Below are 25,236 nucleotides of genomic sequence, written 5' to 3' on the forward strand. Positions count from 1 at the left end.
TTCTTTTTTGGTGATAATCCGGGTTTTACTTGATGAATTGATGAGTATTACTCATTAATTCAGGGTTTTGGTAGTGCGCCTTGAGCATGTCGATCAGGATGCGCAACCCGCTGCCCAGCTGGTGCCGGCTGGGATAGAAGAGATAGAAGCCGGCAAAGGTGGGGCTCCAGGGCTCCAGTACCGTGACGAGCTTGCCCTGGGCCACCTTCTGGGTCACCTCTTCTTCCAGGCAATAGGCCAGCCCCAGCCCCGCCTCGGCCGCCCCCAGATAGAGGGCAGGGGTGCTGGTGGTGAGCGGCCCTGTCACCTCTATCTCCAGCAGGTTGCCATCGGCGGCGAAGGCCCAGCGGTAGTGATGATGAGGGGTGAGGCGATAGCCGATGCAGGCGTGACGGCTAAGCTCGCTCGGGTGCTTAGGCATGCCGTGCTGTGCCAGATAGGCGGGGGAGCCCACCACCAGATAGCGCTGGGGCGGGCCCAGAGGGATGGCGATCATCTCCTTGGGCAACAGATCCCCGTAAAAGAGGGCGGCGTCATAGCCATCCTCGATCATCCGCGGCATCAGTTCCTGCTCCACCACCTCCACCTGCATTTTGGGGTAGCGCCCCAGATAGTCGATGAGTACTGGCGCCAGCAGGCTGTCGATGGCGCTGCGCGGGGCGCAGATCTTGAGCCGTCCCACCGGCTCGTCGCTGTTGCGGGCCAGCTCGCTGAGAGCCTCTTCCAGGGTATTGAGGGTGGGCAGCAACTGCTTGAGCAGGCGTTGTCCCGCCTCGGTCGGCACCACGGCGCGAGTGCTGCGGTTGAGCAGCCGTACCCCCAGCCGCTCTTCCATACCTTTCAGACTGTGACTCAGGGCTGAGGCAGAGACGCCCAGCTCAAGGGCTGCCTTGCTGAAACTGCGGTGGCGGGCGACGGCGGCAAACACCGCCAGTTCGGCGAGATCGGTACGGGTAATGGTCATCGGTAATCCACGAAGAGGTGTGGCTCACAAGGGTACGCCAAGGGGGAGCGGGGCACAATCCACAGCAAAAGACAGGATGTTGCCGAAAAGTAACGGCTAAAAGCGGGGTGAAAATGCCAAATGAAATTTGAATTGTTAAAAAAAATTCAAGGCAAGGCGTCTCTAATGTGATCTTGGTCGGTCGAAAGGCGACTCGAATCAAACTTTGGTTGATTAATTCAAAAAAACGCTGTGATTGATAGGGTCTTTTAATTACAGTCATTCCATCGAGAGCGTCTCTTGTTTCCAGATTGTTAATCTGTGCTGATTTGGACCTCAATGGCTATGTTTCGCGGCACCGATTGTTGCGGTCTTGTTGTCACAAGGAGTGATGACCTGATTGCCGGGGTGTACGTGATGAATTGCAAGCATGGACGACCGCTGTTCCAGGGATGAGGAGCCGGGCCAAGGCCCGAATGAACAACAAGAATCCCTTTTCCTAGATGACAGGAACAACATATGTCTGACATGAATATTGCAGCTGATGGTCTTGTAGCCAGCAAGGCTTCCCGTGGCCTCAACAAGGCCGATGTGGTCTGGATGCTGGGTCTGTACGGTACCGCCATCGGTGCCGGTGTGCTCTTCCTGCCGATCAACGCCGGTGTCGGTGGTCTGTGGCCGCTGGTGGCCATGCTGATCCTGGCCCTGCCGCTGACCTTTTTCGCCCACCGTGGTCTGACCCGTTTCGTGCTGTCCGGTTCCACCCGTGATGGCGACATCACCGAAGTGGTGGAAGAGCACTTCGGCAAGACCGCAGGCAAGTTCATCACCCTGCTCTACTTCTTCGCCATCTACCCGATCCTGCTGATGTACTCCGTGGCCATTACCAACACGGTCGAGAGCCTGATGGTGCACCAGCTGGGCATGACGCCGCCCCCGCGCGTCCTGCTCTCCCTGGGTCTGATCCTCGGCCTGATGGCGATCGTTCGCCTCGGTGGCGACGTGATCGTCAAGGCGATGAGCGTGCTGGTATTCCCGTTCGTGATCACCCTGATGGGCCTGGCGCTCTATCTGATCCCGCACTGGAACGGTGCCATCATCACCGAAGCGCCGGCTCTGTCCGAAGCCTTCAGCGGTGACTTCATCAAGACCCTGTGGCTGGCAATTCCGGTAATGGTGTTCTCCTTCAACCACTCCCCGATCATCTCCTCCTTCGCGGTGGACAACAAGGGTCGCTACGGTGAAGGTGCCGAGAAGAAGTGCAGCAACATCCTGCTGGGCGCCCACGTCATGATGGTGATGACAGTGATGTTCTTCGTGTTCAGCTGCGTGCTGAGCCTCTCCCCGGCTGACCTGGCGGCTGCCAAGGAGCAGAACATCTCCATCCTGTCCTACCTGGCCAACCACTTCGACAACCCGGTTATCGCCACCGTGGCACCGCTGATCGCCATGGTTGCCATCAGCAAATCCTTCCTGGGTCACTACCTGGGTGCGCAAGAGGGCATGAACGGCCTGATGGCCAAGGCGCTGCGCGAGAAGGGCAAGAAGGTTGACACCAAGCAGCTGAACAAGATCACCGCGGTGTTCATGATCCTGACCACCTGGGCCATCGCCACCATCAACCCGAGCATCCTCGGCATGATTGAAGACCTGGGCGGCCCCATCATCGCGATGCTGCTGTTCCTGATGCCGATGTACGCCGTCGCCAAGGTACCTGCCATGCGCAAGTACACCGGCAACATCAGCAACGGCTTCGTGACCATCATTGGCCTGATCGCCATGTCCGGCATCATCTACAAGCTGATTGCCTGATAACACAGATCAATCAGTTGAAAGAGAAAGCCGCCTCGCAAGAGGCGGCTTTTTTGTTTTTCGAGCTTGAGCGATGCGCCGTGTAACAGAGCGGGCCGCGCCTGTATTTTCTTCTCAGGGATGGCGCGGTTCTCCTCGTGTTTCTTCCCCATTGACGCTTTTTGAGTGATCAGTCGACAAGCCTTGGCCACCTGGCGCCAAAAGGCTTAACAAAGGGGCGGGGGAGGCCTAACATGGCTGGACATTTTTTGAATCGGGACAAAAGGATATGTCTGCGTTGAAGAAGGATCTCGGGCTCTGGCAGGGGATGGGGCTGCTCGCTACCTCCCTGCTCGGCACCGGTATCTTTGTGGTACCGGCGACCGCGGCGTCGCTGGCGGGTGGGGCCTCGCTCTGGGCCTGGTTGCTGCTGATTGCGTTGGTGCTGCCCATCGCCTTTACCTTCGCCCGCCTCGGGCGCCGTTATCCCCATGCCGGTGGGGCGCCGCACCTGATAGGCCTCGCCTTTGGCAATGGCGCCGAGCGTTTCTCCGCCTTCCTGTTTCTGGCTGTGTTGCCGGTGGGGCTGCCCGCCGCCCTGATGATCGCCGCCGGTTTCTGGCACGCCCTGTTTGACATGGGGGAGTGGACCCTGTGGGGCATCCAGCTGCTCACCCTGCTCGGCGTCTTTCTGCTCGGGCTGCGGGGGGCGCGCTCCTCCGGCAACCTGCAGCTGCTGATCGCCCTGGCCATTTTGGGGCTCACCCTGCTTATCTGGTTCAAGGGGGATCTGAGCTGGCGTGACGCGGCCCAGCCGTTGCCGGCCGCCAGTGAGTGGCCCGCCATGGGCACGGCGTTGGCGGTGATGTTCTGGTGTTTCGTCGGGCTGGAAGCCTTCGCCCATATGGGAGAGGAGTTCAAGCGGCCAGAGCGGGATTACCCCCTTGCCCTGCTCGGTGGCGTGCTGCTGGCGGGGCTCATCTACTGGATCCACTCGCTGGTGGTACTGAAATATGGCCTCTATGGGGACGAGGCGAAGAATGCCACTGCCATCCCCTCCCTGCTGGCCCTGCTGTTTGGTCCCACCGCCAAGTGGCTGGTGGCGATCCTCGGCTACCTCTCCTGTTTTGCCAGCATCAACATCTATCTGCAGGGCTTTGCCCGGCTGATCTGGAGCATGGCGCGCGAAGGCAAGCTGCCCGCCTCCCTGGCCCGCCTCACCGCCCGGGGCGCCCCCTTGCTGGCGCTCAGCTGGGTGCTCGCCATCTGCCTGCTCTCTATCACCCTGATCATCTGGCTGAAGCTGCCGCTGGATGAATTGATCCGCTACGCCAACGGCAACTTCGTGCTGGTCTATCTGCTCTGCATGGCGGCGGGCTGGCGTCTGCTCGGCGGGGTGGGCAAGGGGTTGGCGGGGCTCAGTGTGCTGCTTTGCGCCGCCGTGCTGGTGGCACTCGCCTCCGAGGTGCTCTATGCAGTGGTGCTGAGTGCAGGCTACGGCATCTTCTCCCTGTGGCGCCGTCATCTGCGCCGCAGCCGCGAACGGGACATGCTCGCCGTCTGCAAGTAAAGGGCTACGGATAAAGGACAGAACAAGCCTCCGCTACACGGGGGCTTTTGTTTTTCATATGGATACTGACTTGCCCGCCAGCCCGCTAAAACCCCCGTGCCGGATCAATTCAGAGGCGATTTGTCGCCAAAAAAAGTGGGATCTATCTCTCGTTTTGCTTAAAGTGATTTTCCCCGTTCGCCGAGTTCGGGGTGCCCGCAAGGATGCCATCCAGACGTAACAGGATGGTCTGGCCAGACTGACCCCCGATTATCTTCACGGTTTCCCAACGCTGTCGCCCGGTGTGACAGCTGCCTGTGCCGTTTCGTCAGTATCGGCCTTACGTCGCTCTCATCGTGCATCGTCTTCATCTGCAGTGAGTGAACCATGAGCGAATCGATTTTTGAGATCCATGACTGGACCCTGAGGGTGGATGACAACATGTTGTCGCGCCCCGAGCGGGAGGTCTACCTCGAGCCCAGACTGGTCAATCTGTTGCGGTTTCTGGCGTGCAATGCCGGCACCGTGTTTGGTCGTGACGCCCTGATCAACGAAGTATGGGAGGGCGCCGAGGTCACCGATCAGGTGGTTACCCAGTCCATCTTCGAGTTGCGCAAGATCCTCAAAGATGGCCGCACCGATACGGCCGACTATATCGTGACCGTGCCCAAGCGCGGCTACAAGCTGGTGGCACCAGTGCGCGTGCAGCAGGTGGTCGGTCTGGTGATGGCGGACGAGTTGCCGGCCGCCAGCCAGACGGACGGCGAGCCGGAGAGCGTCGACAAGGTGGCGGATGAGACGGCGCAGAATGTGACCCCCTTCCCGGCCGGCCCGCTGACCCGCGCCATTTCCACCCATGGCAAGGACGGTCGCAGCCGCTGGAAGATGGCGAGCTTCGATATCTTCGTCGCCCTGGTGCTGGTCGCCATCGTCAGCATGCTCAGCTACCAGCATGCCGCTCCCCAGGTGCACACCATGCTGGATCCGGATCTGCTGGTGTTTCGCTTCCACGCCGGCCTGGATGGCAACAACCAGGATGTGCGCCTCGCCGACGGCATCACCCGCACCCTGATGGGGGAGGTGGCTGCCGCCACGCCGCTGCGGGTGCAGTATGGGGCTACCCGGTTGATTGGGGGGATCAGGCCCGGCAAGGAGCTGAGCGTGCGGGTCTCCCGCCAGCCGAGAGGCGCCTATCTGGATCTGGAGTATCGCAATCTCAATACCAACCGGGTGCTGTTCAGCCACCAGTATCTGTTCAGTCGCGACAACGTTCACGAGGTGCTGCAGGCGAGCAGCCGGGATTTGCTGCAGGTGCTCGAACAGCCACAGGCGCAGCCGGGCATGGGCTGGCCTACAGACGCGGGTTCCCTGATCGCCATGATGGAGGCCCGCTACTACACCAACAGCCGCGACCCGGTGGCGCTGAAGCAGGGGGTCGACCTGCTCGACAAATCCCTGGCCAGCCAGCCGGATCAGCCCCTGCTACTGGCGGAGCGTTATCTGGCCGGTGAAGTGCTGGCGACGCTCACGGGTGAACCCGAGAGCGACCCCCTGCAGGAGATTGGCGATCATCTGGCCCATGTGGTGCAGCTCCAGAGCGCCACCTTGCCCGCCCGGGTCTGGGAGGCACTGAGCCTGAGAGCCATCCTGAATGGCCAGCAGCAACAGGCAGGCGAGCTGCTGGCGCAGGCCGCCGGTCGGGGCCGTTCCGTGCTCTATTACATACTGCAGGGCAAGCTGGCCGAGCTGGATGGCCGCCCCGAGGCGGCGGGGGATGCCTACAGCCACGCTTTCCTGATGGAGGCCACCGAGCAGACCTATCTGCTCTGCCAGCAACTCGGTTTCTACAGCAATATGGAGACCCTGACCCCGGCGCTGTTCAATACTCTGGGGCAGAGCAAGGTAAAGCTGTTCTGAGAGCCTGCACAAACCGGCTGACCGCCACTCAGGTCAGTCGTGAAGGCCGCCTGCGGGCGGCCTTTTGCTTGTCTGGCGTCCGCTATTCAGGGATGGCTGCAAGAGTCGCTCGCAGACCAGATGGTGTGTTAGCTTGCCCTTGTCCCTTCTTTCTTTTGCTCCCTTTCTTCTTGCCATGACGCAGCCCGGTCGGGTTGCGACTTGCCACTCTTGTCCCGTTGCAGCCTCTCTACCCTGAGCGACTGCGCGCTTTCTTCTGCCTTTGTGCCTCTTTGGGAAGGGGGTCCGTTTTTGTGCCTTGGGATGGCTTGTCCGGCGCACCACCTTTCACGCTTGCGGTTGTCGTCTTGGTGGAGATGAGTGTCATCCGGCTGCGATTTTGTCGATCGCTGCGAAGCCGTATCCGGTTGCCGACTGGCGATGGGGAGGGCAGGGGAATGCCATCGGCCCTTTGTACTTATCAAGGGGATGAGAAAAATATCAAGGCGGCTTGATAAGGGGATTATCAAGGCCCATCAAGAGGCGCTGCCGGTATCAAGGTTTTATCAAGGTGGAGCTTGATGAATCAATTAAGTTTATGTTTTTAAACAATTTTATATCCACGGGAAAGAAGGCGAAAAAAACTTCACTCATATTTTTATCTCTTAGCGGGACTTTATGTTTTCCGGTGACCGGGAGCCTAGTCTGTGGCCATTCCCTGGCGGGTGACGCCGTCAGATATGTCTGTGACGACCCGACTTTTTATAGCACCGGAGATCTTATGTCCCTAGATACGAGCAAGAAGATCGGCCTTATCGCCTGTACAGGCGTGGTGGCCGGCAACATGATGGGGAGCGGCATCGCCCTGCTGCCCTCTGCCCTGGCCACTATTGGCTCCATCTCGATTTTCAGTTGGGCCATCTGTCTGGTTGGCGCCATGGGCCTGGCCTTTGTGTTTGCCCGCCTCGCCACCAAGAACCCGCAGGAAGGGGGCCCCATCGCCTACGCCGGCGAGATCTCCCCGGTGTTCGGTTTCCAGACTGGCGTGCTCTATTACCACGCCAACTGGATTGGCAACCTGGCCATCGCCATCACCGGCGTCTCCTACCTCTCCGTCTTCTTCCCCATCCTGAACAGCCCGATCCCGGCCGCCGTGGCCACCATCGCTGCGGTGTGGATCTTCACCTTCGTCAACCTGCTTGGCGGTAGCTGGGTGAGTCGGCTCTGTACCCTGGGTCTGGTGCTGATTCTGCTGCCGGTGGTGGGCACTGCCCTGATCGGCTGGAGCCATTTTGACAGCGCCCTCTACAGCCAGAACTGGAACACCACAGGGAGCAGCGATATCCATGCGGTCATCAGCGCCGTGCTGATCTGCCTCTGGTCCTTCGTGGGGGTGGAGTCCGCTGCCGTTTCCTCCGGCATGGTGAAAAATCCCAAGCGCACCGTACCGCTTGCCACCATGCTGGGTACCGGCATCGCGGGTGTCATCTACATCCTCTCCACCCAGGTGATCGGCGGCATGTTCCCGGCCGATGAAGTGGCCGCCTCCGGCGCTCCGTTTGCCATGGCCTCTTCCGCCATCTTCGGCAGCTGGTCCGCCCCGTTTGTCTCCGCCTTCACCGCCTTGGCCTGCTTCACCTCTTTGGGTTCCTGGATGATGCTGGTGGGCGAGGCGGGCAAGCGCGCCGCCCATGACGGCAACTTCCCGAAAGTCTATGGCGAAGTGGACAAGAACGGCGTGGCCAAGAAGGGGCTGATCCTGGCTTCCCTCAAGATGACTGCCCTGATGATCGGTCTGACCGCCTTCACCTCTCAGTCCGCCCACGCGGCCGACCTGTTCAACGTGCTGACCACGGATGCTGTGCTGCTGACCATGCTGCCCTACTTCTACTCCAGCATTAACCTGATCCGTTTCGAGGGCATGACCTCCCGCAGCGTTGGCGCCATGATCTTCTCCGGTGTCGCCTGTGTCTTCTGTCTGGTGGCCCTGATGGGTGCCAAGGGGTCAAACCTCACCGCTACCTTCGTGGTGTCGCTCATCATCCTGATGTTCTACGCCAAAAAACAGGGGCTGCGTCAGCATGACGCCCTGCTCAAAGAGCAGACCAGCCACTAATTCTCCCTTTTCATCTTCCGTGCGCTCTTCACTCACCATCCCTGATGGAGAGCGCCCCCTTACGTGTGGAGCATTACGATGAATATCATTGCCATCCTCAACCACCTGGGCGTTTTCTTTAAAGAAGAACCCATCCGCCAGCTGCAAGCCTCCCTCGAGCGCAAGGGTTTCGAGGTCGTCTATCCGGTCGATGTGGCCGATCTGCTCAAGCTTATCGAGAAGAACCCCCGCGTCTGCGGCGCCATCTTCGACTGGGACAAATATTCCCTGGGTCTGTGCAAGGAGATCCACGATCGCAACGAGAAGCTGCCGATCTTCGCCTTCGCCAACGATCAGTCCACTCTGGATATCCATCTGACCGATCTGCGCCTGAACGTGCACTTCTTCGAGTACCGTCTCGGCATGGCCGACGACATCGCCCTCAAGATGAACCAGGCCACCCAGGACTATCAGGACGCCATCCTGCCGCCGTTCACCAAGGCGCTGTTCAAGTATGTGGAAGAGGGCAAGTACACCTTCTGTACTCCGGGTCACATGGGCGGTACCGCCTTCCAGATGAGCCCGGCCGGCAGCCTCTTCTATGACTTCTACGGCCCCAACGCCTTCAAGGCGGACGTCTCCATCTCCATGCCGGAGCTCGGCTCCCTGCTGGATCACTCCGGCCCCCACAAGGATGCCGAAGAGTACATTGCGCGCACCTTCAACGCCGATCGTTCCTACATAGTCACCAACGGCACCTCCACCGCCAACAAGATTGTCGGCATGTACTCCGCACCGGCGGGCAGCACAGTGCTGGTGGATCGCAACTGCCACAAGTCGCTCACTCACCTGATGATGATGAACGACGTGACCCCGATCTATTTCCGTCCGACCCGCAACGCCTACGGCATCCTCGGTGGCATCCCGCAGAGCGAGTTCCGCCGCGAGACCATTGCCGCCAAGGTGGCCGCGACTCCGGGTGCCCAGGCCCCGCGTTACGCCGTGGTGACCAACTCCACCTATGACGGCCTGCTCTACAACACCGGCTTCATCAAGGAGGCGCTGGATACCCCCTTCATCCACTTCGACAGCGCCTGGGTGCCCTACACCAACTTCAGCCCGATTTATGAGGGCAAGTGCGGCATGAGCGGCGACGCCATCCCGGGCAAGGTGTTCTACGAGACCCAGTCTACCCACAAGCTGCTGGCGGCCTTCTCCCAGGCTTCGATGATCCACATCAAGGGCGACGTGGAGGAAGAGACCTTCAACGAAGCCTTCATGATGCACACCTCCACCTCGCCGCAGTACGGCATCGTCGCGTCCACCGAGATCTCTGCGGCCATGATGCGTGGCAACACCGGCAAGCGGCTGATCAAGGACTCCATCGATCGCGCCATCTCTTTCCGTAAAGAGATCAAGCGCCTGCGTACCGAGAGCGAAGGCTGGTTCTTCGACGTGTGGCAGCCGGACAACATCGACACCGTGGAGTGCTGGAAGCTGGATCCGAAAGATGACTGGCACGGCTTCAAGGATATCGACGACGAGCACATGTACCTGGATCCCATCAAGGTGACCCTGCTCACTCCGGGCATGGGCCGCGATGGCCAGCTGCTGGAGAGCGGTATCCCGGCCTCCCTGGTCTCCAAGTTCCTGGACGAACGCGGCATCGTGGTCGAGAAGACCGGCCCCTACAACATGCTGTTCCTCTTCTCCATCGGTATCGACAAGTCCAAGGCGATGCAGCTGCTGCGCGCCCTGACCGAGTTCAAGCGCGGCTATGATCTGAACCTCACCATCAAGAGCATTCTGCCGAGCCTCTATCGTGAAGATCCGGCCTTCTATGAAGGTATGCGCATCCAGGATTTGGCCCAGCGCATCCACGATCTGACCCGCAAGTACCGTCTGCCGGAGCTGATGTTCAAGGCGTTCGACGTGCTGCCGGAGATGAAGATGACCCCGCACGCCGCCTGGCAGCAGGAGCTGGCCGGCAACGTGGAAGAAGTGCCCCTGCGTGACATGGTTGACCGCATCAGTGCCAACATGATCCTGCCCTACCCGCCGGGAGTGCCCCTGGTACTGCCGGGCGAGATGGTGACCACCGACTCCCTGCCGGTGCTCGAGTTCCTCGAGATGCTGTGCGAGATCGGTGCCCACTATCCGGGTTTCGAGACCGACATCCACGGCCTCTATCGCCAGGCCGATGGCAGCTACACCGTCAAGGTGCTGCGCCAGGCAGACTAATCACAACGGGCCGCGAGGCCCGTTTTTTCCTTCGGTTTTCTTGTGTGAGTCGCCAATCATGAAGCGAGTGATCTCCATTCAATCCCACGTGGTCTTTGGCTGTGCCGGCAACAGCGCCGCCGTTTTCCCCATGCGCCGTCTGGGGGTGGAAGTGTGGCCCGTCAACACGGTGCAGTTCTCCAATCACACCCAGTACAGCCAGGGGTGGCAGGGGATGGTGATGCCGGCGGGCCACATCGGTCAGCTGATGGCGGGCCTCACCGACATCGGCGTGCTGGGGCAGTGCGATGCGCTGCTCAGCGGGTATCTCGGCTCTGCCGCTCAGGGGGAGGAGATACTGGCGGCGGTGGCCAGGCTCAAGGCGTGCAATCCGCGCGCCCTCTATTTTTGCGATCCCGTGATGGGCCACCCCGACAAGGGGTGTATCGTCGCCCCCGGCGTCGCCGAGTTCTTCAAGGATCGGGCGCTGGCCTGCGCCGACATGCTGGCCCCCAACCTGCTGGAGCTGGAGCGGCTCACCGGCCGCGAGATCCACAACGTGCCCGAGGCGGTGGCGGCCTGCCAGCAGCTGCGGGCGCGGGGGGCCAGGCTGGTGCTGGTCAAGCATCTGGGGCGGGCCGGATTTGGCCACGATCGCTTCGAAATGCTGCTGGTGTGCGACGAGGGGGCCTTTCATATCTCGCGCCCCCTCTATCCGTTTGCTCGCCAGCCCATCGGGGTGGGAGATCTGCTAAGTGCCACCATGCTGGCCAATCTGCTGGCCGGATACGAGCCGGTGGTGGCGTTCGAGCGGACCAACGCCAGCGTGGATGCGGTGCTGGCCCAGACCTGGCTGGTCAATGCCTATGAGCTGCAACTGGTGGCGGCCCAGCACGAGATGGCGCAGCCCCATGTGCGCATCCGGGCGACCCGGCTTGCCCTGACCTGTGCCGCCTGATTGGCGCCAGATAGCAAAAAGCCCTGATGATCAGGGCTTTTTATTGCGTGCCGGTTTGGGCTGTGGTCAGTCTTGCGGGCTCTTGAGCGCCTTGATGATGTCCTCGCCCGGGGGCAGATCCCTTATCTGGTGAAACAGTTCGAGTTCCCCCTGGGGGCCTATGGTGAAGGCATCGCCGCTCAGGTAGCTGCCGCTGCCGGCACTCTCCATGATGACCACCAGCTCGGGCTGCTTGTCACCGTTGAGATCCAGCAGTTTCAACTCCTTGATGCTGCCCTCCCGGGGCAATACCTTGCCCTCGACAAACTGGTCGAGGGGAAACTGGGGATTGGCCCCGGTGTAGAGGCGCACGTCATAGCTGCCGATGGAGGCAGGCTCGCCGCGACCCTCGCTAACCATGAGGATCTGGCCGGAGGGAAGGGTCAGCTGGCGGGAGGCCCCTTCCGCCCCTTGTGCGACCATGGGCAGGGCGAAAAGAGGCAGGGCGAGCAGCCCCAGCGCCATCATCCTGTTTTTCATCGTTGACTCCTTACGGGGACGGTGGGGCGCCCCCGTTGGTGGTGTTTACCAGATCTTCACCCGTTTCTCGGGCGGCAGATAGAGCTTGTCACCCGGCTGGATGTTGAATGCCTCGTAGAAGGCGGGAATGTTCGGTACCACGCCGTTGACCCTGTATTCGGGCGGGGAGTGGGGATCGGAGCGCAGCAGCATCTGCATCAGCTCGGGGCGGTACATCCCCTTCCACACCTGGGCCCAGCCGAGGAAGAAGCGTTGCTCGCCGGTGAAGCCGTCCAGTACCGGTGCCTCCTTGCCATCGAGCGATAGCTCGTAGGCTTTGTGGGCGATGGTGAGGCCACCGAGATCGCCGATGTTCTCGCCCAGGGTGAACTGGCCGTTGACGAACTGTCCTTTGATGGGCTCGAAGCGGTTGTACTGGGCCACCAGCCGGCTGGTGCGGAAGCGGAACTCCTTGAGATCCTGCGGTGTCCACCAGTCGCGCATCATGCCGTCGCCGTCGGATTTGGCCCCCTGATCATCGAAACCGTGGCCCATCTCGTGGCCGATCACTCCGCCGATGGCGCCATAGTTGACCGCATCGTCCGCCGTCATGTCGAAGAAGGGGGGTTGCAGTATGGCCGCCGGGAAGACGATCTCGTTGTTGCTCGAGTTGTAGTAGGCGTTCACCGTCTGGGGCGACATGTGCCACTCGTCCCGATCGACCGACTTGCCGAGGCGGGCGAGATCGTCGGCGTATTCAAATGCCTGGGCCCGCTGCAGGTTGCCCACCAGATCGTCCGGCTTGATGACGATACCGCTGTAGTCTTTCCACTTGTCCGGATAGCCAATCTTGGGTCTGAACTTGGCCAGCTTCTCGAGGGCTTGCGCCTTGGTCTCTGGCGACATCCAGTCGAGTTCTTCGATGCTCTGGCCGTAGGCGGTGCGCAGGTTTTCCACCAGTTGCTCCATCCGGGCCTTGGCCTCTGGCGGGAAGTAGCGGGCCACGTAGAGCTGGCCGACGGCCTCGCCCAGGTGCTCATTGAGCACCCCCAGTGCCCGCTCCCAGCTGGCGCGCTGCTTGGGTGTACCGCTTAAGATGGTGCCGTAGAAGGCGAAGTTGGCGCGATCCGTCTCGCCGTCGAGGTAAGGGGCGTAGTCGGTCAGCAGCTGCCACTTGAGGTAGGCCTGCCAGTCGGCGATGGAAGTCTGGGCCATCACCTTGTCCAGCGCGCTCAGGTAGCTCGGCTGGCCGATGATGAGCTCGGGCTGGGCGGCGATGCCGGCGCCATCGAGATAGGCCTGCCAGTCGATGGCGGGAGCGAGGCGGGCCAGCTCGCTGGCTGGGCGCTTGTTGTAGTTCTTCTCCCGATCCCGCAGGGTGACGTTGTCCCACTGGATAGCTGCGAGCCGGGTCTCGAGGGCGAGAATGCGTCTGGCCTTGCCGCTCGGGTCGGACTCACCGAGCCGGGTCAGCATGCTGACGATGTGGCGCTCATATTTTTGGCGCAGGGCCTGACTGTCGGCATCCGTCTTGAGGTAATAATCCCGATCCGGCAGTCCCAGGCCCCCTTGATAGAGGTAGACAGCGTAGCGATCCGGCGCCTTGGCGTCGGGGCCGATCCCGATCCCGAACGGGGCGCCGCCCCCGAGTTTGCTCGCCTCGGCAAAGGCGCGGGCCAGATCCCGTTGGTCGTGGATCTGATCGATCTGGGCGAGGGCGGGAGCGAGTGGTGACAGCCCCTTGGCATCACGGCCCGCCTGATCCAGATAGCTGGCGTAGAGATCGCGTATCTGCTGGGTAGGCGTGCCGTTGGCGGCGCTCTGGTTGGCCAGCCCCTCGACCAGCACCCGCACGTCTGCGAGGGATTTGTCCCTCAGCATGTAGAAGGCGCCATCGGCGGGGCGATCGTCGGGGATCTTGGCGCTGGCGAGCCATTTGCCGTTTACGTAGCGAAAGAAGTCGTCGCCCGGGCTGACGGTGGTGTCCATGTTGGCTAGCGCCAGTCCCGAGTGTTTGGGGTCGCCTTGCGGTGCCTGACTGCAGCCGGCCAGCAGGGCCAGTCCAATGAGGCCGGCCAGTATGCTTTTCTTGTTGTTCATGCTGTTTGATTCCAATTCCGGTTGTTTGCTTCCCTTGCAACGGGGGCATCCTGGTACCACTTTCGGTACCATCTTGGGTACTGGGATGCGGCTCACTCTAGCAGTCGGGCTGCAGCTTGATAAGCCTGACTCTGTTAAGATCGGCCGGTTCGTTTCGGGGAAGCCTATGATTTCTCATCTTTATTCTCGCTTTTGTCAGACCCTGCCTGTGCCGGAAGGTTCCACCCGTCTGCTGGTGGCGTTCAGCGGCGGGCTCGACTCCACCGTGCTGCTGGTGCTGGCGGCGCAGTTCGCCCGCGAGCACGGCCTTGGCCTGCGCGCCCTCCACGTTCACCATGGTCTGAGCCCCCACGCCGATGAGTGGGTTGCCCACTGCAAAACCGTCTGTCAGCAATTGGCGGTAACCCTCATGGTGGAGCGAGTGCAGCTGGTGCGCGGCAATGGCGAGAGCCTGGAGGCACAGGCCCGGGAGGCGCGCTACCGGTGTCTGACCGCGCATATGGGGGAGGGGGAGTGGCTGCTCACCGCCCATCATCAGGACGATCAGCTGGAGACCCTGTTGCTGGCCTTGAAACGGGGCGCCGGGCTACGTGGCCTGGCCGGGATCCTGCCACGCCAGCCTTTTGCCGGGGGGCAGTTGCTGCGCCCCTTGCTTGATATCAGCCGTAGTGAGCTGGCCGAGGTGGCCGCCACCCTGCCTTATGGTTGGGTGGAGGATGAGAGCAACCGGGATGTGAGCTACGATCGCAACTTTTTGCGCCAGGAGCTGATTCCCCGGCTCAAGGCGCGCTGGCCCGCCATGGCCCAGACCGCGAGCCGCACCATGGCGATCTGCGCGGAGCAAGAAGCACTGCTGGAGGAGCTGGCCGAACAGGACTGGCATCTGGCGGGCGAGGGGGAGGCGCTCCATATCGCGGCCCTGCAGTCCCTCTCGCTTGCGCGGCGCAACAATCTGCTGCGCTACTGGATCCGTCGCCAGGGGGGTGAGATGCCCTCTCGCGAACAGCTCAACCGGCTCTGGCAGGAGGTGGCACTGGCCCGCGGGGATGCCAACCCGCAGCTCAACTGGGGCAAGCAGAGCTGTCGCCGCTTCCAGGATCGCCTCTATCTAGTCGCCCCCGACCTGCAGCCCTGCCAGCAGGTGCTGCCATTGACCACGGGAGAGGTGATTTCACTGCCTGACGGACTGGGCTCGCTCCTGCTGCGCCGGCAAACCGGCGGGGAGGGATTGCTGCGGTTGCCCCGGGGGGACGAACCGCTTTCGGTGCGCTTTCAGGTGGTGCCCGGCACCATGCTCAAACCAGTAGGGCGCGCCGGCAGTCGCCGTCTGAAAAAACTGCTGCAGGAGTATGGCGTGCCCTCCTGGCAGCGGGGGCGCATTCCCATCCTCTACTATGGCGATCAGGTGGCGGCCGTGGTGGGGTTCTTTGTCTGTGACGGTTTTCTGGCGCAGGAGGAGGGGCTGAGATGTGAGTGGCAGACGGCCCGGCTTGCCCCCGTCATGCCGGAATCAGGCGATCTGGATTGAATCGCGGCCCCCCATCCTGTTGCCATGGCGGGGCCGTCAGATTGTCTATTCGCCGGGCTCTGTCTTGCCTGCTCTCTTGCGGGCATAGAGGTGGTTGTCGGCCGCCTCGTAGAGGCTCTGCACGTCGACCCCGGATTGCCAGGTCGCGGCCCCCAGGCTGCAGCCAACCGAGAAGGCTGAGAGTTCCTTGCTGGTCATCAGCATGTGCTGCAGACGCAGCCAGACCGGACGCCATGCCTCGGGTTCGGCCGGTTGCAGCAGCAGCGCAAACTCGTCCCCCCCGAGCCGGAAGGCCTGATCCGTGCTGCGGATACACCCCTTGAGCAGCAGGGCGAAGCGGCTCAGCACCAGATCCCCCACCGGATGACCCCAGGTGTCGTTGATCTGCTTGAAGCGATCCAGATCCAGCAACACCAGCACCAACCCGTGGGGCTCGCGGCCATGCTGCTCGATGGCGCGGCCGATGGCCTCATCGAAGTAGGAGCGGTTGCCAAGGCCGGTCAGGTGATCGAGTCGCACCAGCTGATCGAGCTTTTCAAGCCGCAGATAGAGCGGCAGCAGCAGGCTCAGCAACTGATGGCACTGCAGCAGCCGCCGTTGCTGGTGGCTGCTCATGGGCAGATCCAGCTCGTAGTGCAGCTGGCCGAGCAGCTGGCCATGCTGGCCGCGCAGCTCGAAGGAGTGGTTGTGCGGTGTCAGGGTCGCCAGGGGCGGATGCTGGATCAGGGAGCGGGGCTGCTCGTGCTCGAAGTAGAGGCTGTGGATCCTGACAATTTTTGCCGCCTGGGCGGCAAAGGTTGTCAGCAGAGCGTCGAGATCCTGCTGCCCCAGCAACTGTTCCAGCAACTGGTTACGCTCGACGCTATGTAACGGCACGACCCGCTCGCTCTGGTGCACCCACAGCTCGAGGCTATGGGCAAAACCATTGAGTGACGACGTATTTTCCATGGTTTTCCACCTGTAAACACCTGACTACTCCCCCTTCCCTGCAATTGGCATGCCCAATATATCTTTCCTGCCTCCCGGCCCGGCTGACTAGACTTAAGTTGATAAAAGGAGAGGAAAATTTGTATACAGATCTGCTGATCCTGCTGTTTGCCGCCGTCTTGCTGGTGGCGATTTTCCGGCGCCTCGGGTTGCCGGTGATCCTCGCCTACCTGATCGCCGGGGTACTGCTCGGCCCGCACGGACTTGCCATGGTGACCGGCCAGTCCACCATGCAGACCATCGCAGAGCTCGGCATCGTCTTTTTGATGTTTTCCCTGGGGCTGGAGTTCTCCTTGCCCAAATTGCTGGCGATGCGCCGGCTGGTGCTGGGGGTGGGCGGGTTGCAGGTGCTGCTCACCTCCCTGCTGTTTTTCTGGCTTGCCCGCTGGTGGGGGCTTAGCCTGCCCCAGGCGCTGGTGGTTTCCGGCACCCTGGCGCTCTCCTCGACCGCCGTGGTGATCAAGCAGCTGGGGGAGCAAAAACAGCTCCATACCCGCCGTGCCCAGCTCGGGGTGAGCGTGCTGTTGTTTCAGGACCTGGCGGTGGTGCCGCTCTTGGTGATGATCCCCATTCTAGCCCGGCCCGAGGTGCAGGGCAGCGCCCTGCTGGCGGAGATCGCCTGGGCCACCCTCAAGGGGCTGTTCGCCCTGTTTAGCTTGCTGGCAGTCGGCAAGTGGTTGCTGCCGCTTTTGTTTCATGAGGTGGCGCGAGCCCGCTCCGACGAGCTGTTCGTGCTGAGCGCCCTGCTGGTGGCCCTGCTGGCTGCCGCCATGACCTATTCGCTGGGCTTGTCGATGGCGCTGGGGGCCTTTCTGGCGGGCATGATGCTGGGGGAGTCCCACTATCGCCACCAGCTGGAGGTGGACATCAAGCCGTTTCGCGACGTGCTGATGGGGCTTTTTTTTATCACCATCGGCATGGCCATGAACTGGGAGCTGGTGGCCAGAAACTGGTGGCTGGTACTGCTCTGCGTGCTGGGACTGGTGTTGTGCAAAGCCCTGCTGGTGCTGCTGGCCGGTCGTCTGATGGGGGAGCGCAAGCGCGACGCCTTGGCGGCGGGCATCATGCTGAGCCAGGTCGGCGAATTCGGTTTCGTGCTGCTGGCGCTGGCCAGCCACCATGGATTGCTGGCCAGGGAACTGGTGTCGCTGCTGATCGGCATGGGGATCATCTCCATCGCCATGACCCCCTGGCTGGTGATCCAGGCTCACTCCCTGGCCCGCAGTCTGACCGATCCCGCCCTGCTGACTCGCTCCGAGGTAGCTCAGTCGGGCCTTAGCAAAACCCAGCACGTGATCATCGCCGGCTTCGGCCGTGCCGGGCAGACCTGCGCCCGCTTTCTGAAGCTCGAAGAGATCCCCTTTCTGGCGCTGGATCTCGATCCCGAGCGGGTGAGCGAAGCAAAACTGGCGGGGGAACAGGTGGCCTTCGGCGATGCCAGCCGGCGCGATATCCTGCTGGCTGCCGGCCTGCTGCGGGCCCGGCTGGTAATCATCACCTTCGACGATCGCAAGCGGGTCGAAGCCATGCTGGCGTTGATCCGCGAGCTGGCCGGGGATCTCAAGGTGCTGGTGCGTACCCGGGATGACAGCTTTCTCGAGCAGCTGAAACAGGCGGGGGCGTTCGAGGTGATCCCCGAATCCCAGGAGGGGGCCCTGATGCTGGTATCCCATCTGCTGGTCAACTGCGACATCCCACTGGGGCGGGTGATCCGGCGCATGGAGCACGAGCGCAGCAGCCAGTATCGCTTCCTGCACGGCTTCTACTGGGGGGATCAAAGTGCCAGCAACATGGAGGCCGATCAGCTGCTCGAACGGCTCCATCCGCTGCTGCTGCACGATCAGGCCTGGGCGGTGGGACGCGAAGTGCAGGAGCTGCCGCTGGGGGAGGTGAGGATCAAGGAGGTGCAGCGCGGCGATCAGACCCTGGAACCCAGGGCCGAGCTGCGGCTCGCCGCCGGCGACCGGCTGATCCTGTTTGGCACCGCGGTGGCCATGGAGCAGGCCGAGCAGCGACTGCTGGAAGGGCACTGAACCCAGTTACAACTGGGGTTCCAGCATGGTCTCGTCTCTGAGCAGCGCCTCCAGATTGAGAAATTCGATCACCCGCGCCCGCTCTTTCAGGGTGTCCTGATAGCCCAGCTTGATGAGCTGCTGGCAGTAGCCCGGATAGAACATCAGGAAACTGGCCAGACTGCTGGTTTCGTCCCCCTTCACTCCCAGAACCCGCAACAGGCGGCGCAGATGCAGCGGCAACTTGCGCAAGTAGGGAAGCGCCATCTCGTCAAGATCCTGACTCGGTTTCAGCACGCAGGTCTCCACCCGCTTGAGCTTGAGGCGTCGGCGCTCGCGCTCGGGGATGAGATCCAGGGTCTGGTTGATGCGCCACAGCCGCTCCAGATCCGAGTTGAGGGTGTCGGTGAACACGGTATCGAGCAGGTGGCTGGCGATGTTGGAGCTGGTCAGGTGACCATGGTGCTGGGTGGGCGCCGTGCGAGTCGGCGGATCCAGGGTGATGAGCAGGATCCGCTCCGCCCCCAGATGGATCGCCGGGCTGAGAGGGCTTAACTGATGGATGGAACCATCGCCGTAAAACTTGCCCTCTATCTGGGTCGCCGGAAAGACAAAGGGCAGCGCCGCGGAGGCCAGCAGGTGATCCGAAGTGAGCAGGGTACGCACTCCGCGCCGTCTGGCCCGTTCCCAGGGATGGTGCTCGTTGCGCCCCTGGAAGAAGGTGGTGGAGAGGCCGTCGTCATAGTCGGAGGCAGTGATGGCCAGCGCCTCCAGGCTGCCGTAGAGGATGTTGTCGTCGATGCGGTGATAGTCGATGAGCTGATCCAGCAGGCGGTGCAGCGGGGCATTGTCGAACAGGTGAAAGGCATGGTTGGTGTTGGGGGTGATGAGCCCCGCTGACCCTTCATACATCAGGCGCCACAGCAGACGGCCGGGATGAAAGTCGAAGATATGGTGGGTCTCGAAGCGGCGCCAGACCCACTCCAGCTTGCGCACCCCAAGATGAAAGCAGGAGGCGTAACAGGCCAGCGCGGTGACATTGAGGGCCCCCGCCGAAGTGCCGCACAGGATGGGAAACGGGATGCCGAGATTGCGGGGATAGAGCTCCGCAATCGCCTTGAGGGCGCCGACCTGATAGGCGGCCCGGGCGCCGCCTCCGGTGAGCAACAATGCGGTGTTGGGTCTGGCCATAGGGGGTGCGCCTTATCGTTATCCATGCCGTTTTTCCCACTGACAAGTTAACTATAAAGCGCTGTATCAAATATAAAAAAGGGCGCTGACGCGTTTTTTTTCGCCCCTTGCTTACAAGTCGCGATGAGGATGCTCGGGCCTTGCCAGCTGGTCGAAGGCGGCAAAGACAGGGGCGCTGGCGAGGATGCGCCCGTGGCCGAGTCCCCGGGTGCTCACCAATCGGGTGTGGCCCTCCTGGCTGGCGCGAAGCGAATCGTCGTGGGGGGCAAATCTGTCCTCCTCATCATGCACTATCATGGCGGGGCCGTGGCGGCTGGCGAGCCGGCCCAGGGGATCGACCGTGCTCAAGGGGTGTTGGTACTCCTGCTCGATTTCCTTGACCACCGCATCGAACAGCCGGATGGAATAGCCGGAGCGGGCCACCATGCCGTAGAGCTGGGGCACATAGTCAAGCACCGGCGAGATGAGCAGCAGCGGCAGTGTATCCATGGCCGGTTGGCGGCTGGAGAGGGTGACGGCGCTTCCCATGCTGTGGGCTATGATGCCGGCGATGGGGCCCAGCTCGTCGGCCACGCTGGCGGCCAGTTCGTCAAAGGCGCGCACGAAACGGGGCAGGTGACCGGTCTGGCCAGCGCTGTGGCCGTGGGCCGGATGATCGTAGGCAATCGCCGTAAAGCCCTGGGCGGCGATATGGCTCATCAGCGGATAAAACTGGCTGGCGCTACCGGACCAGCCGTGCATCAGCAGCCAGACCGGCCCCTGGCCGAGGCGGTAGCTCATCAAGACGCCTTCGCTGGTATGCACGGCCTGTTTGACCAGCCCGGCCGGGGGCGTCTCGTCCCGCTGGCTGCGCTGGGGGGTGAGCAGCAGCTTGCTGGCGGTGCGCTTGGCGTGGGCGGGAGCGATCCTGTGGTGCAGACGGGTGCCGATCCCCAGCAACCATTTGCTCGGGTTGAAGCGGCGGGTGTTGAAGTAGATCTTGCTGCTCATGATAATCCTGTCGGTTTTGTGTTCGAACGGTCGTGCTTTTTTTTCGGTTTTTAAAAGGATCAGCGCCAGCTGGCCAGCACCTTCTCCACCTCGGGCCAGAAGTGACGGGCCGGATCCTGGCAAAGATCCAGGGCATTGAACACCTGATCCGCCAGATAGAGGCCGTAGAGCCGGTAGACGGCGCGCCAGGGATCCATGTCGCCGCGCCACTCCTCCTGCGCCTGGCCCTTCACTACTTGGCGAGCCAGGTAGTCGAGCCAGAAACGCACCAGCTGGCGGGCCGCCTGCTGCACCTCACCATCCTGGGCCGAGGTCCAGGCATCGAGGAACATGCAGCGACCGGCAAAGCACTGGTTCCAGGCCAGCCAGGCTTGCAACAGGGCGGTCAGCTTGTCGTGCTGGCTGGCGTGCTGCTGCTGGCGCACCGGCTGGATCACCCGCTCGCGAAACACCTGGGCGGCATACTCCAGCACGGCGATCTGCAGGTTGTCGCGGGACTGAAAGTGGGCAAACAGGCCGCTTTTGGACATCTCGCATGCCGTTGCCAGCGAGCCTATGGTCAGGCTCTCCAGCCCTTGTCGGCTCGCCTGCTCGAACGCAGTCTGCAAAATGTTGTCGCGGGTCAGGCGCCCCTTGCTCATCGCTCTCTCCTCCATTGCCCGGGCAGCATAAAGTACGATCGTGCTAATTGTCGAGCGGCAAAGCACTCGGGGCGCTGTTGCTTTCTGTCGGGTCTACGAAAGAAGAGGAGCCGCCAAGGGGGAGCGGCTCAGTTGTCCTTGATATCCATCTGTTGCAGGGCGATCACTGCCTGGGTGCGGTTTTTGACGCCGAGCTTGCGGAAGATGGCGGTGATATGGGCCTTGATGGTGGCCTCGGAGACGTTGAGCTCCCAGGCGATCTGTTTGTTGAGGCTGCCATCGCGCAGCATCACCAGCACCTTGTACTGCTGGGGCGTGAGGCTTGCCAGCTTGCTGGCAAAATCGGGACCGTCCTCGGATTCCGGGTGCAGCGAGATGCCCTCAGGCACCCAGTTGTCCCCCCCGATCACCGTATTGAGGGCGCTGACCAGCTCCTTCATGGGGGCGGATTTAGGGATGAAACCGAGGGCTCCCAGCCGCAGCACCTGCTGGATGATGGCGGGATCTTCCGAGGCAGAGACCACCACGATGGGCAGATCCGGATACTGACCGCGCAGATGGGCCAGCCCCTCGAAGCCATTCGCCCCCGGCATCTTGAGGTCGAGCAGCAGCAGATCGACCTCGGGGTGCTCCCCCAGCAGCTGGGTCAGGCTGTCGATGGAGTCCGCTTCCAGCAACTGGGCCTCGTCGATGGCCATGTGGACTGCCTGATAGAGGGCGCTGCGAAACAGGGGGTGGTCATCTGCGATGACGATGGTAAATTGGCTATCCATAGCTCACATGGTTGCTAACTGATTGTTTTGAAAACTCAAACTAGCATCGCTCCCCAAGGGGGTCAAACCCGCTGGTGTGCAAATGTGAGGTGACCATCGGATGTGATGCCACTGGGGTAGACAGGATGGCTGGCACGGATTCATGCAGGAGGCAAAAGATGGGATCCCTGGTATTGACGGTGGGCACGGGCTCCACCTGGGCGATGCGGGCGGCGCTGGTGCTCGCCATGAGTGGACTGGAGTGGCAGGTGCAGGTGTTCGATCTGGACGACGCAGCCGCCCTGGCGCGGCTCAAACGGCAGGCACCGGCCGGGCTGGTGCCCTGGCTGGATCATGACGGGGTGCGGGTACACGACTCGCTGGCTATCGCCGAATATATCCACGAGCTGTGCCCGGATCGCCAGCTCTATCCCCCCTCGCTGGTCGAGCGGGCCCTGGCCCGCAGTCTGTGTGCCGAGCTGCATGCCGGCTTTCGCCACATTCGCACCCTGCTGCCCTTCTTTCTGGGAGCGCCGACCCGCATCGACCCGCCGGTGGAGGCCATCGGCGAGCTGGCCAGATTGCAGGAGATCTGGGGGCAGGCGCGGGGTCCCTTCTATTTTGGTGATGCGGGCATCCTGGATGCCTTCTACGCCGTGATGGCCTACCGGCTGGCGAGCTATGGCATCCAGTTGCCCGGTTTGGCGGGAGAGTATCAAAAAGCTCTGCTGGCCTGGCCCCTGTGGCAGGAAACCCTGGTCAAGGCACGGCTGCAGTGGCCGGCCGAGGCACAGCGCCAGGACGCCAGCGCCTAGCATTCGGCAAAAAGAGGAGGGGAGCCATGGGCTCCCCTCCTGTCAAATGGCGGGTGTTAAACCGGCTGGCTTACGGTTGGCGCCCGGCGAACACCACCACCACCTTGTCATCTCCCTTCTCCCGCACGAAGGCGTAGGGGGCATCTTCGAGCTTCTGGTGGCTGCCTGCCGCAATGGCCGGATGGGCGGCGCGGAACTGGCCGAGGCGCTGCCAGTGCCTGACCAGCTCGGCCTTCTCGCCGCTTGCCAACTCCTGCCAGTTCATGTCGGAGCGCACGCTTTGGTCGAACACGCCCCCATCCCTGGCGAGCCCGCGGCCCGATTCATCGCCGTAGTAGATCTGAATGCCCCCCGGCAACAGCATAAAGCTGCTGGCGACCCTGCGCTGTAGCGGCACGTCCTGATAGTCACCGAAGAACAGCTTGGTGTCGTGGGAGCTGATGTAGCTCAGCACGTTGAACCCGGGATCCTGGTTGATACGGCTGGCGTAGCTGGCATAGGTGGGCTCGGCGCCCGCTAGACACTGGGCCTGGGGCAGGGCGAACTCACGCTGGTAGTCGAAGTTGATCAGGGAATCGAAGCCATTTTGGTACCAGAAGTCCTTGGCGACCCCGTGATCCCACACCTCGCCCACCATGTAGAAGGGCAGGTCATCGAGCTTCTTGTCCGGGTTGGCGGCCTTCCACTCCTTGAGGGCGGCGGTGCCGGCTTGCTTGAGCTTGGCCCACACCTCGGGCTCCAGGTGCTTGACAGTATCGGCGCGAAAACCGTCGATACCAAAGCGGCGCACCCAGTCGGTGTGCCAGGCGATCAGGTAGTCGCTCACAGTGGCGTTGGGCAGCGTTTTGGCCTTGGTATCCTTTTTCGCCGTGAGCAGAGGCGGCAGGCCCACCGGTTTGGTGGACTCGGTGAGAAAGTCAGGGAGCCCGGCCACTGAGCCGGTCACGTCATCAGTGCCGGGTTGCGGGTAGCCCGGCAGGCCGGCGCGCACCCAGTCGGGGCCCCACCACTTGCTCCAGGCGGGTGATTGATAGTCGATAAACTGGTTGTAGCCATGCCAGTCGAGGCCGCCGCTCGGGCGCCACTCGCTCCAGCGGCCTGGCAAATTTCCGGTATTTTGGGCCAGGTCCGTGAGCCCCAGATCTTGTAAATCGGCCAGGGTGGCGTAACCGGCGTGGTTCATCACCACGTCCAGGATGATCCGCATGCCGCGTTTGTGCGCCTCGTCCACCAGGGTTTTCAGGCTCTCCTCGTCACCGTAGTTGGGATCTATCTTGGTGAAGTCCAGCGCCCAGTAGCCGTGGTAGGCGTAGAAGGGGAAGTTGCCTCGCTCGCCGCCGCCAATAAATCCGTGCACCTGCTCCACCATGGGGGTGATCCAGATGGCGTTGATGCCAAGGCTCTTGATGTAGTCGAGTTTCTCGGTCAACCCCTTGAAATCTCCACCGTGCCAGGTGGCCACCTCGTCCTGACCATCCTTCTGGCGGCCGAAGCTGTGGTCATTGGCGGGGTCGCCGTTGTGAAAGCGATCGGTCAGCAGGAAATAGACGCTCGCCTGATCCCAGCTGAAGGGAGCCGGTTTGGCCGCCTTGACCGGCTCGAGCAGCAGCAGGCCGCCGCTCTCTTTGGTTGGCGTCAGGGTCAGCTTGCCCTGTTTCACCACGCCCTCCTGCCCCGAATAAGCATCTCGCAACCGGGTGCCGTCGGGCCAGACCCCGTCCAGCGATACCGTAACCGGGCCGCCATCCCAGCTGATGCAGGGCTCTTGTGGTGGCTGGCGCTTGAACTCGCTCTTTTTGGTGGCGCGCAGCACCTTGAGGCTGGGGATATCCGGGTTGAAGGTGAACTCGTAGTCCCCTGCCAGCATCACCCGCAGGGTAAAGCTCTCTCCCTTGCTGCACTTGTCCATTGGCTGGGCGGTGCCAAAGGGGAGCGGTTTGGCCTCGCTCGGGCCAAAGCTGGAGCCACAACTGTTGGCGGCGTCGCCGATGCGAATTTGATGGCTCCCCTTGGCCAGGGGATGGGTCAGCGTCACCGTCCCATTGTCCAGCGCCAGCGGGGTCGCCACTGCCTGGCCATCCACATAGAGGTGGATGTCGGGGGCGGCCAGAGCCTGGGAGACAAAGGGCTGGCTGGCCAGCAGGGCGAGCCACAAGGGGGAGAGACGATTAGCGCGACGCATAAGCCATTCCTTGAGCGGGGCGAGATGAAGGTGCGCCCATTCTAGGAGGCAGGCCCTTGGCCCTGGAGCGCTAAAACGCCGATTTGTG

At 62.1% G+C, this 25,236-nt stretch carries 18 protein-coding genes; 9 read left to right on the top strand and 9 right to left on the bottom strand.

The window, feature by feature from the left end:
* Window positions 1-25: 25 nt before the first annotated feature.
* Window positions 26-964 (bottom strand): LysR family transcriptional regulator, encoded by a 939-nt coding sequence (locus I6L37_RS10000; RefSeq protein ID WP_042027891.1) that lies wholly within the window; start codon window positions 962-964, stop codon window positions 26-28.
* Between the two features lie 498 nt (window positions 965-1,462).
* On the opposite strand from I6L37_RS10000, the gene I6L37_RS10005 reads away from it, so the two are divergent.
* The 6 genes from I6L37_RS10005 to pdxY all read left to right on the top strand — a co-directional run bounded on the left by I6L37_RS10005 (window position 1,463) and on the right by pdxY (window position 11,452).
* Window positions 1,463-2,755 (top strand): HAAAP family serine/threonine permease, encoded by a 1,293-nt coding sequence (locus I6L37_RS10005; protein ID WP_216993936.1) that lies wholly within the window; start codon window positions 1,463-1,465, stop codon window positions 2,753-2,755.
* 268 nt (window positions 2,756-3,023) lie between these two features.
* Window positions 3,024-4,304 carry an L-methionine/branched-chain amino acid transporter gene (gene yjeH, locus I6L37_RS10010; protein ID WP_216993937.1) on the top strand — a complete coding sequence of 427 codons (1,281 nt, stop codon included), beginning with the start codon at window positions 3,024-3,026 and terminating at the stop codon, window positions 4,302-4,304.
* A 366-nt stretch (window positions 4,305-4,670) separates the two neighbouring features.
* Complete coding sequence (gene cadC, locus I6L37_RS10015; protein WP_216993938.1) at window positions 4,671-6,200, top strand: lysine decarboxylation/transport transcriptional activator CadC; 1,530 nt, start codon at window positions 4,671-4,673, stop codon at window positions 6,198-6,200.
* A gap of 760 nt (window positions 6,201-6,960) precedes the next feature.
* Complete coding sequence (cadB, locus tag I6L37_RS10020) at window positions 6,961-8,295, top strand: cadaverine/lysine antiporter (protein ID WP_042027882.1); 1,335 nt, start codon at window positions 6,961-6,963, stop codon at window positions 8,293-8,295.
* Between the two features lie 78 nt (window positions 8,296-8,373).
* The gene (locus I6L37_RS10025; RefSeq protein ID WP_026457947.1) at window positions 8,374-10,515 is read left to right on the top strand and encodes a lysine decarboxylase CadA; all 2,142 of its coding nucleotides are present in this window, start codon (window positions 8,374-8,376) and stop codon (window positions 10,513-10,515) included.
* Between the two features lie 58 nt (window positions 10,516-10,573).
* On the top strand, window positions 10,574-11,452 hold the full coding sequence (pdxY, locus tag I6L37_RS10030; RefSeq protein WP_042073125.1) for a pyridoxal kinase PdxY: 879 nt from the start codon (window positions 10,574-10,576) through the stop codon (window positions 11,450-11,452).
* A gap of 66 nt (window positions 11,453-11,518) precedes the next feature.
* Here the strand turns inward: pdxY and I6L37_RS10035 are convergent, their stop codons facing one another.
* Together I6L37_RS10035 and I6L37_RS10040 are read right to left on the bottom strand one after the other, a co-directional pair.
* Complete coding sequence (locus tag I6L37_RS10035) at window positions 11,519-11,971, bottom strand: PliI family lysozyme inhibitor of I-type lysozyme (protein ID WP_216993939.1); 453 nt, start codon at window positions 11,969-11,971, stop codon at window positions 11,519-11,521.
* Window positions 11,972-12,016: 45 nt separating this feature from the next.
* On the bottom strand, window positions 12,017-14,050 hold the full coding sequence (locus I6L37_RS10040; RefSeq protein WP_216993940.1) for a M13 family metallopeptidase: 2,034 nt from the start codon (window positions 14,048-14,050) through the stop codon (window positions 12,017-12,019).
* A gap of 166 nt (window positions 14,051-14,216) precedes the next feature.
* Here I6L37_RS10040 and tilS point away from each other — a divergent pair, with 166 nt between their 5' ends.
* Window positions 14,217-15,578, top strand: a complete 1,362-nt coding sequence (gene tilS, locus I6L37_RS10045) for a tRNA lysidine(34) synthetase TilS (protein WP_216993941.1) — start codon at window positions 14,217-14,219, stop codon at window positions 15,576-15,578.
* 45 nt (window positions 15,579-15,623) lie between these two features.
* On the opposite strand, the gene I6L37_RS10050 is transcribed toward tilS, so the two are convergent.
* Window positions 15,624-16,526: a GGDEF domain-containing protein gene (locus I6L37_RS10050; protein ID WP_216993942.1), complete on the bottom strand. Its 903-nt coding sequence runs from the start codon at window positions 16,524-16,526 to the stop codon at window positions 15,624-15,626.
* A 119-nt stretch (window positions 16,527-16,645) separates the two neighbouring features.
* On the opposite strand from I6L37_RS10050, the gene I6L37_RS10055 reads away from it, so the two are divergent.
* On the top strand, window positions 16,646-18,598 hold the full coding sequence (locus I6L37_RS10055) for a monovalent cation:proton antiporter family protein (RefSeq protein WP_216993943.1): 1,953 nt from the start codon (window positions 16,646-16,648) through the stop codon (window positions 18,596-18,598).
* A gap of 6 nt (window positions 18,599-18,604) precedes the next feature.
* Here the strand turns inward: I6L37_RS10055 and I6L37_RS10060 are convergent, their stop codons facing one another.
* From I6L37_RS10060 to I6L37_RS10075, 4 genes are all read right to left on the bottom strand, one after another.
* Window positions 18,605-19,768, bottom strand: coding sequence for a patatin-like phospholipase family protein (locus tag I6L37_RS10060; RefSeq protein ID WP_216993944.1), 1,164 nt, complete (start codon window positions 19,766-19,768; stop codon window positions 18,605-18,607).
* 111 nt (window positions 19,769-19,879) lie between these two features.
* A complete protein-coding gene (locus I6L37_RS10065) occupies window positions 19,880-20,758 on the bottom strand; it encodes an alpha/beta hydrolase (RefSeq protein ID WP_216993945.1) in 879 nt (292 codons plus the stop codon).
* A gap of 59 nt (window positions 20,759-20,817) precedes the next feature.
* Entirely contained in the window at window positions 20,818-21,399 is a 582-nt protein-coding gene (locus I6L37_RS10070) for a TetR/AcrR family transcriptional regulator (RefSeq protein ID WP_216993946.1), read from the bottom strand.
* Between the two features lie 128 nt (window positions 21,400-21,527).
* Entirely contained in the window at window positions 21,528-22,172 is a 645-nt protein-coding gene (locus I6L37_RS10075) for a response regulator transcription factor (RefSeq protein WP_042027862.1), read from the bottom strand.
* Window positions 22,173-22,330: 158 nt separating this feature from the next.
* Between I6L37_RS10075 and I6L37_RS10080 the strand changes: the two genes are divergently transcribed.
* Window positions 22,331-22,966 carry a glutathione S-transferase N-terminal domain-containing protein gene (locus I6L37_RS10080; protein WP_216993947.1) on the top strand — a complete coding sequence of 212 codons (636 nt, stop codon included), beginning with the start codon at window positions 22,331-22,333 and terminating at the stop codon, window positions 22,964-22,966.
* Window positions 22,967-23,036: 70 nt separating this feature from the next.
* Here I6L37_RS10080 and I6L37_RS10085 read toward each other — a convergent pair whose 3' ends face one another.
* Entirely contained in the window at window positions 23,037-25,148 is a 2,112-nt protein-coding gene (locus I6L37_RS10085; protein WP_216993948.1) for an alpha-amylase, read from the bottom strand.
* Window positions 25,149-25,236: the final 88 nt, after the last annotated feature.

The sequence above is a fragment of the Aeromonas sp. FDAARGOS 1407 genome, from assembly GCF_019048725.1.
In the GTDB taxonomy this organism is placed as follows: domain Bacteria; phylum Pseudomonadota; class Gammaproteobacteria; order Enterobacterales; family Aeromonadaceae; genus Aeromonas; species Aeromonas enteropelogenes.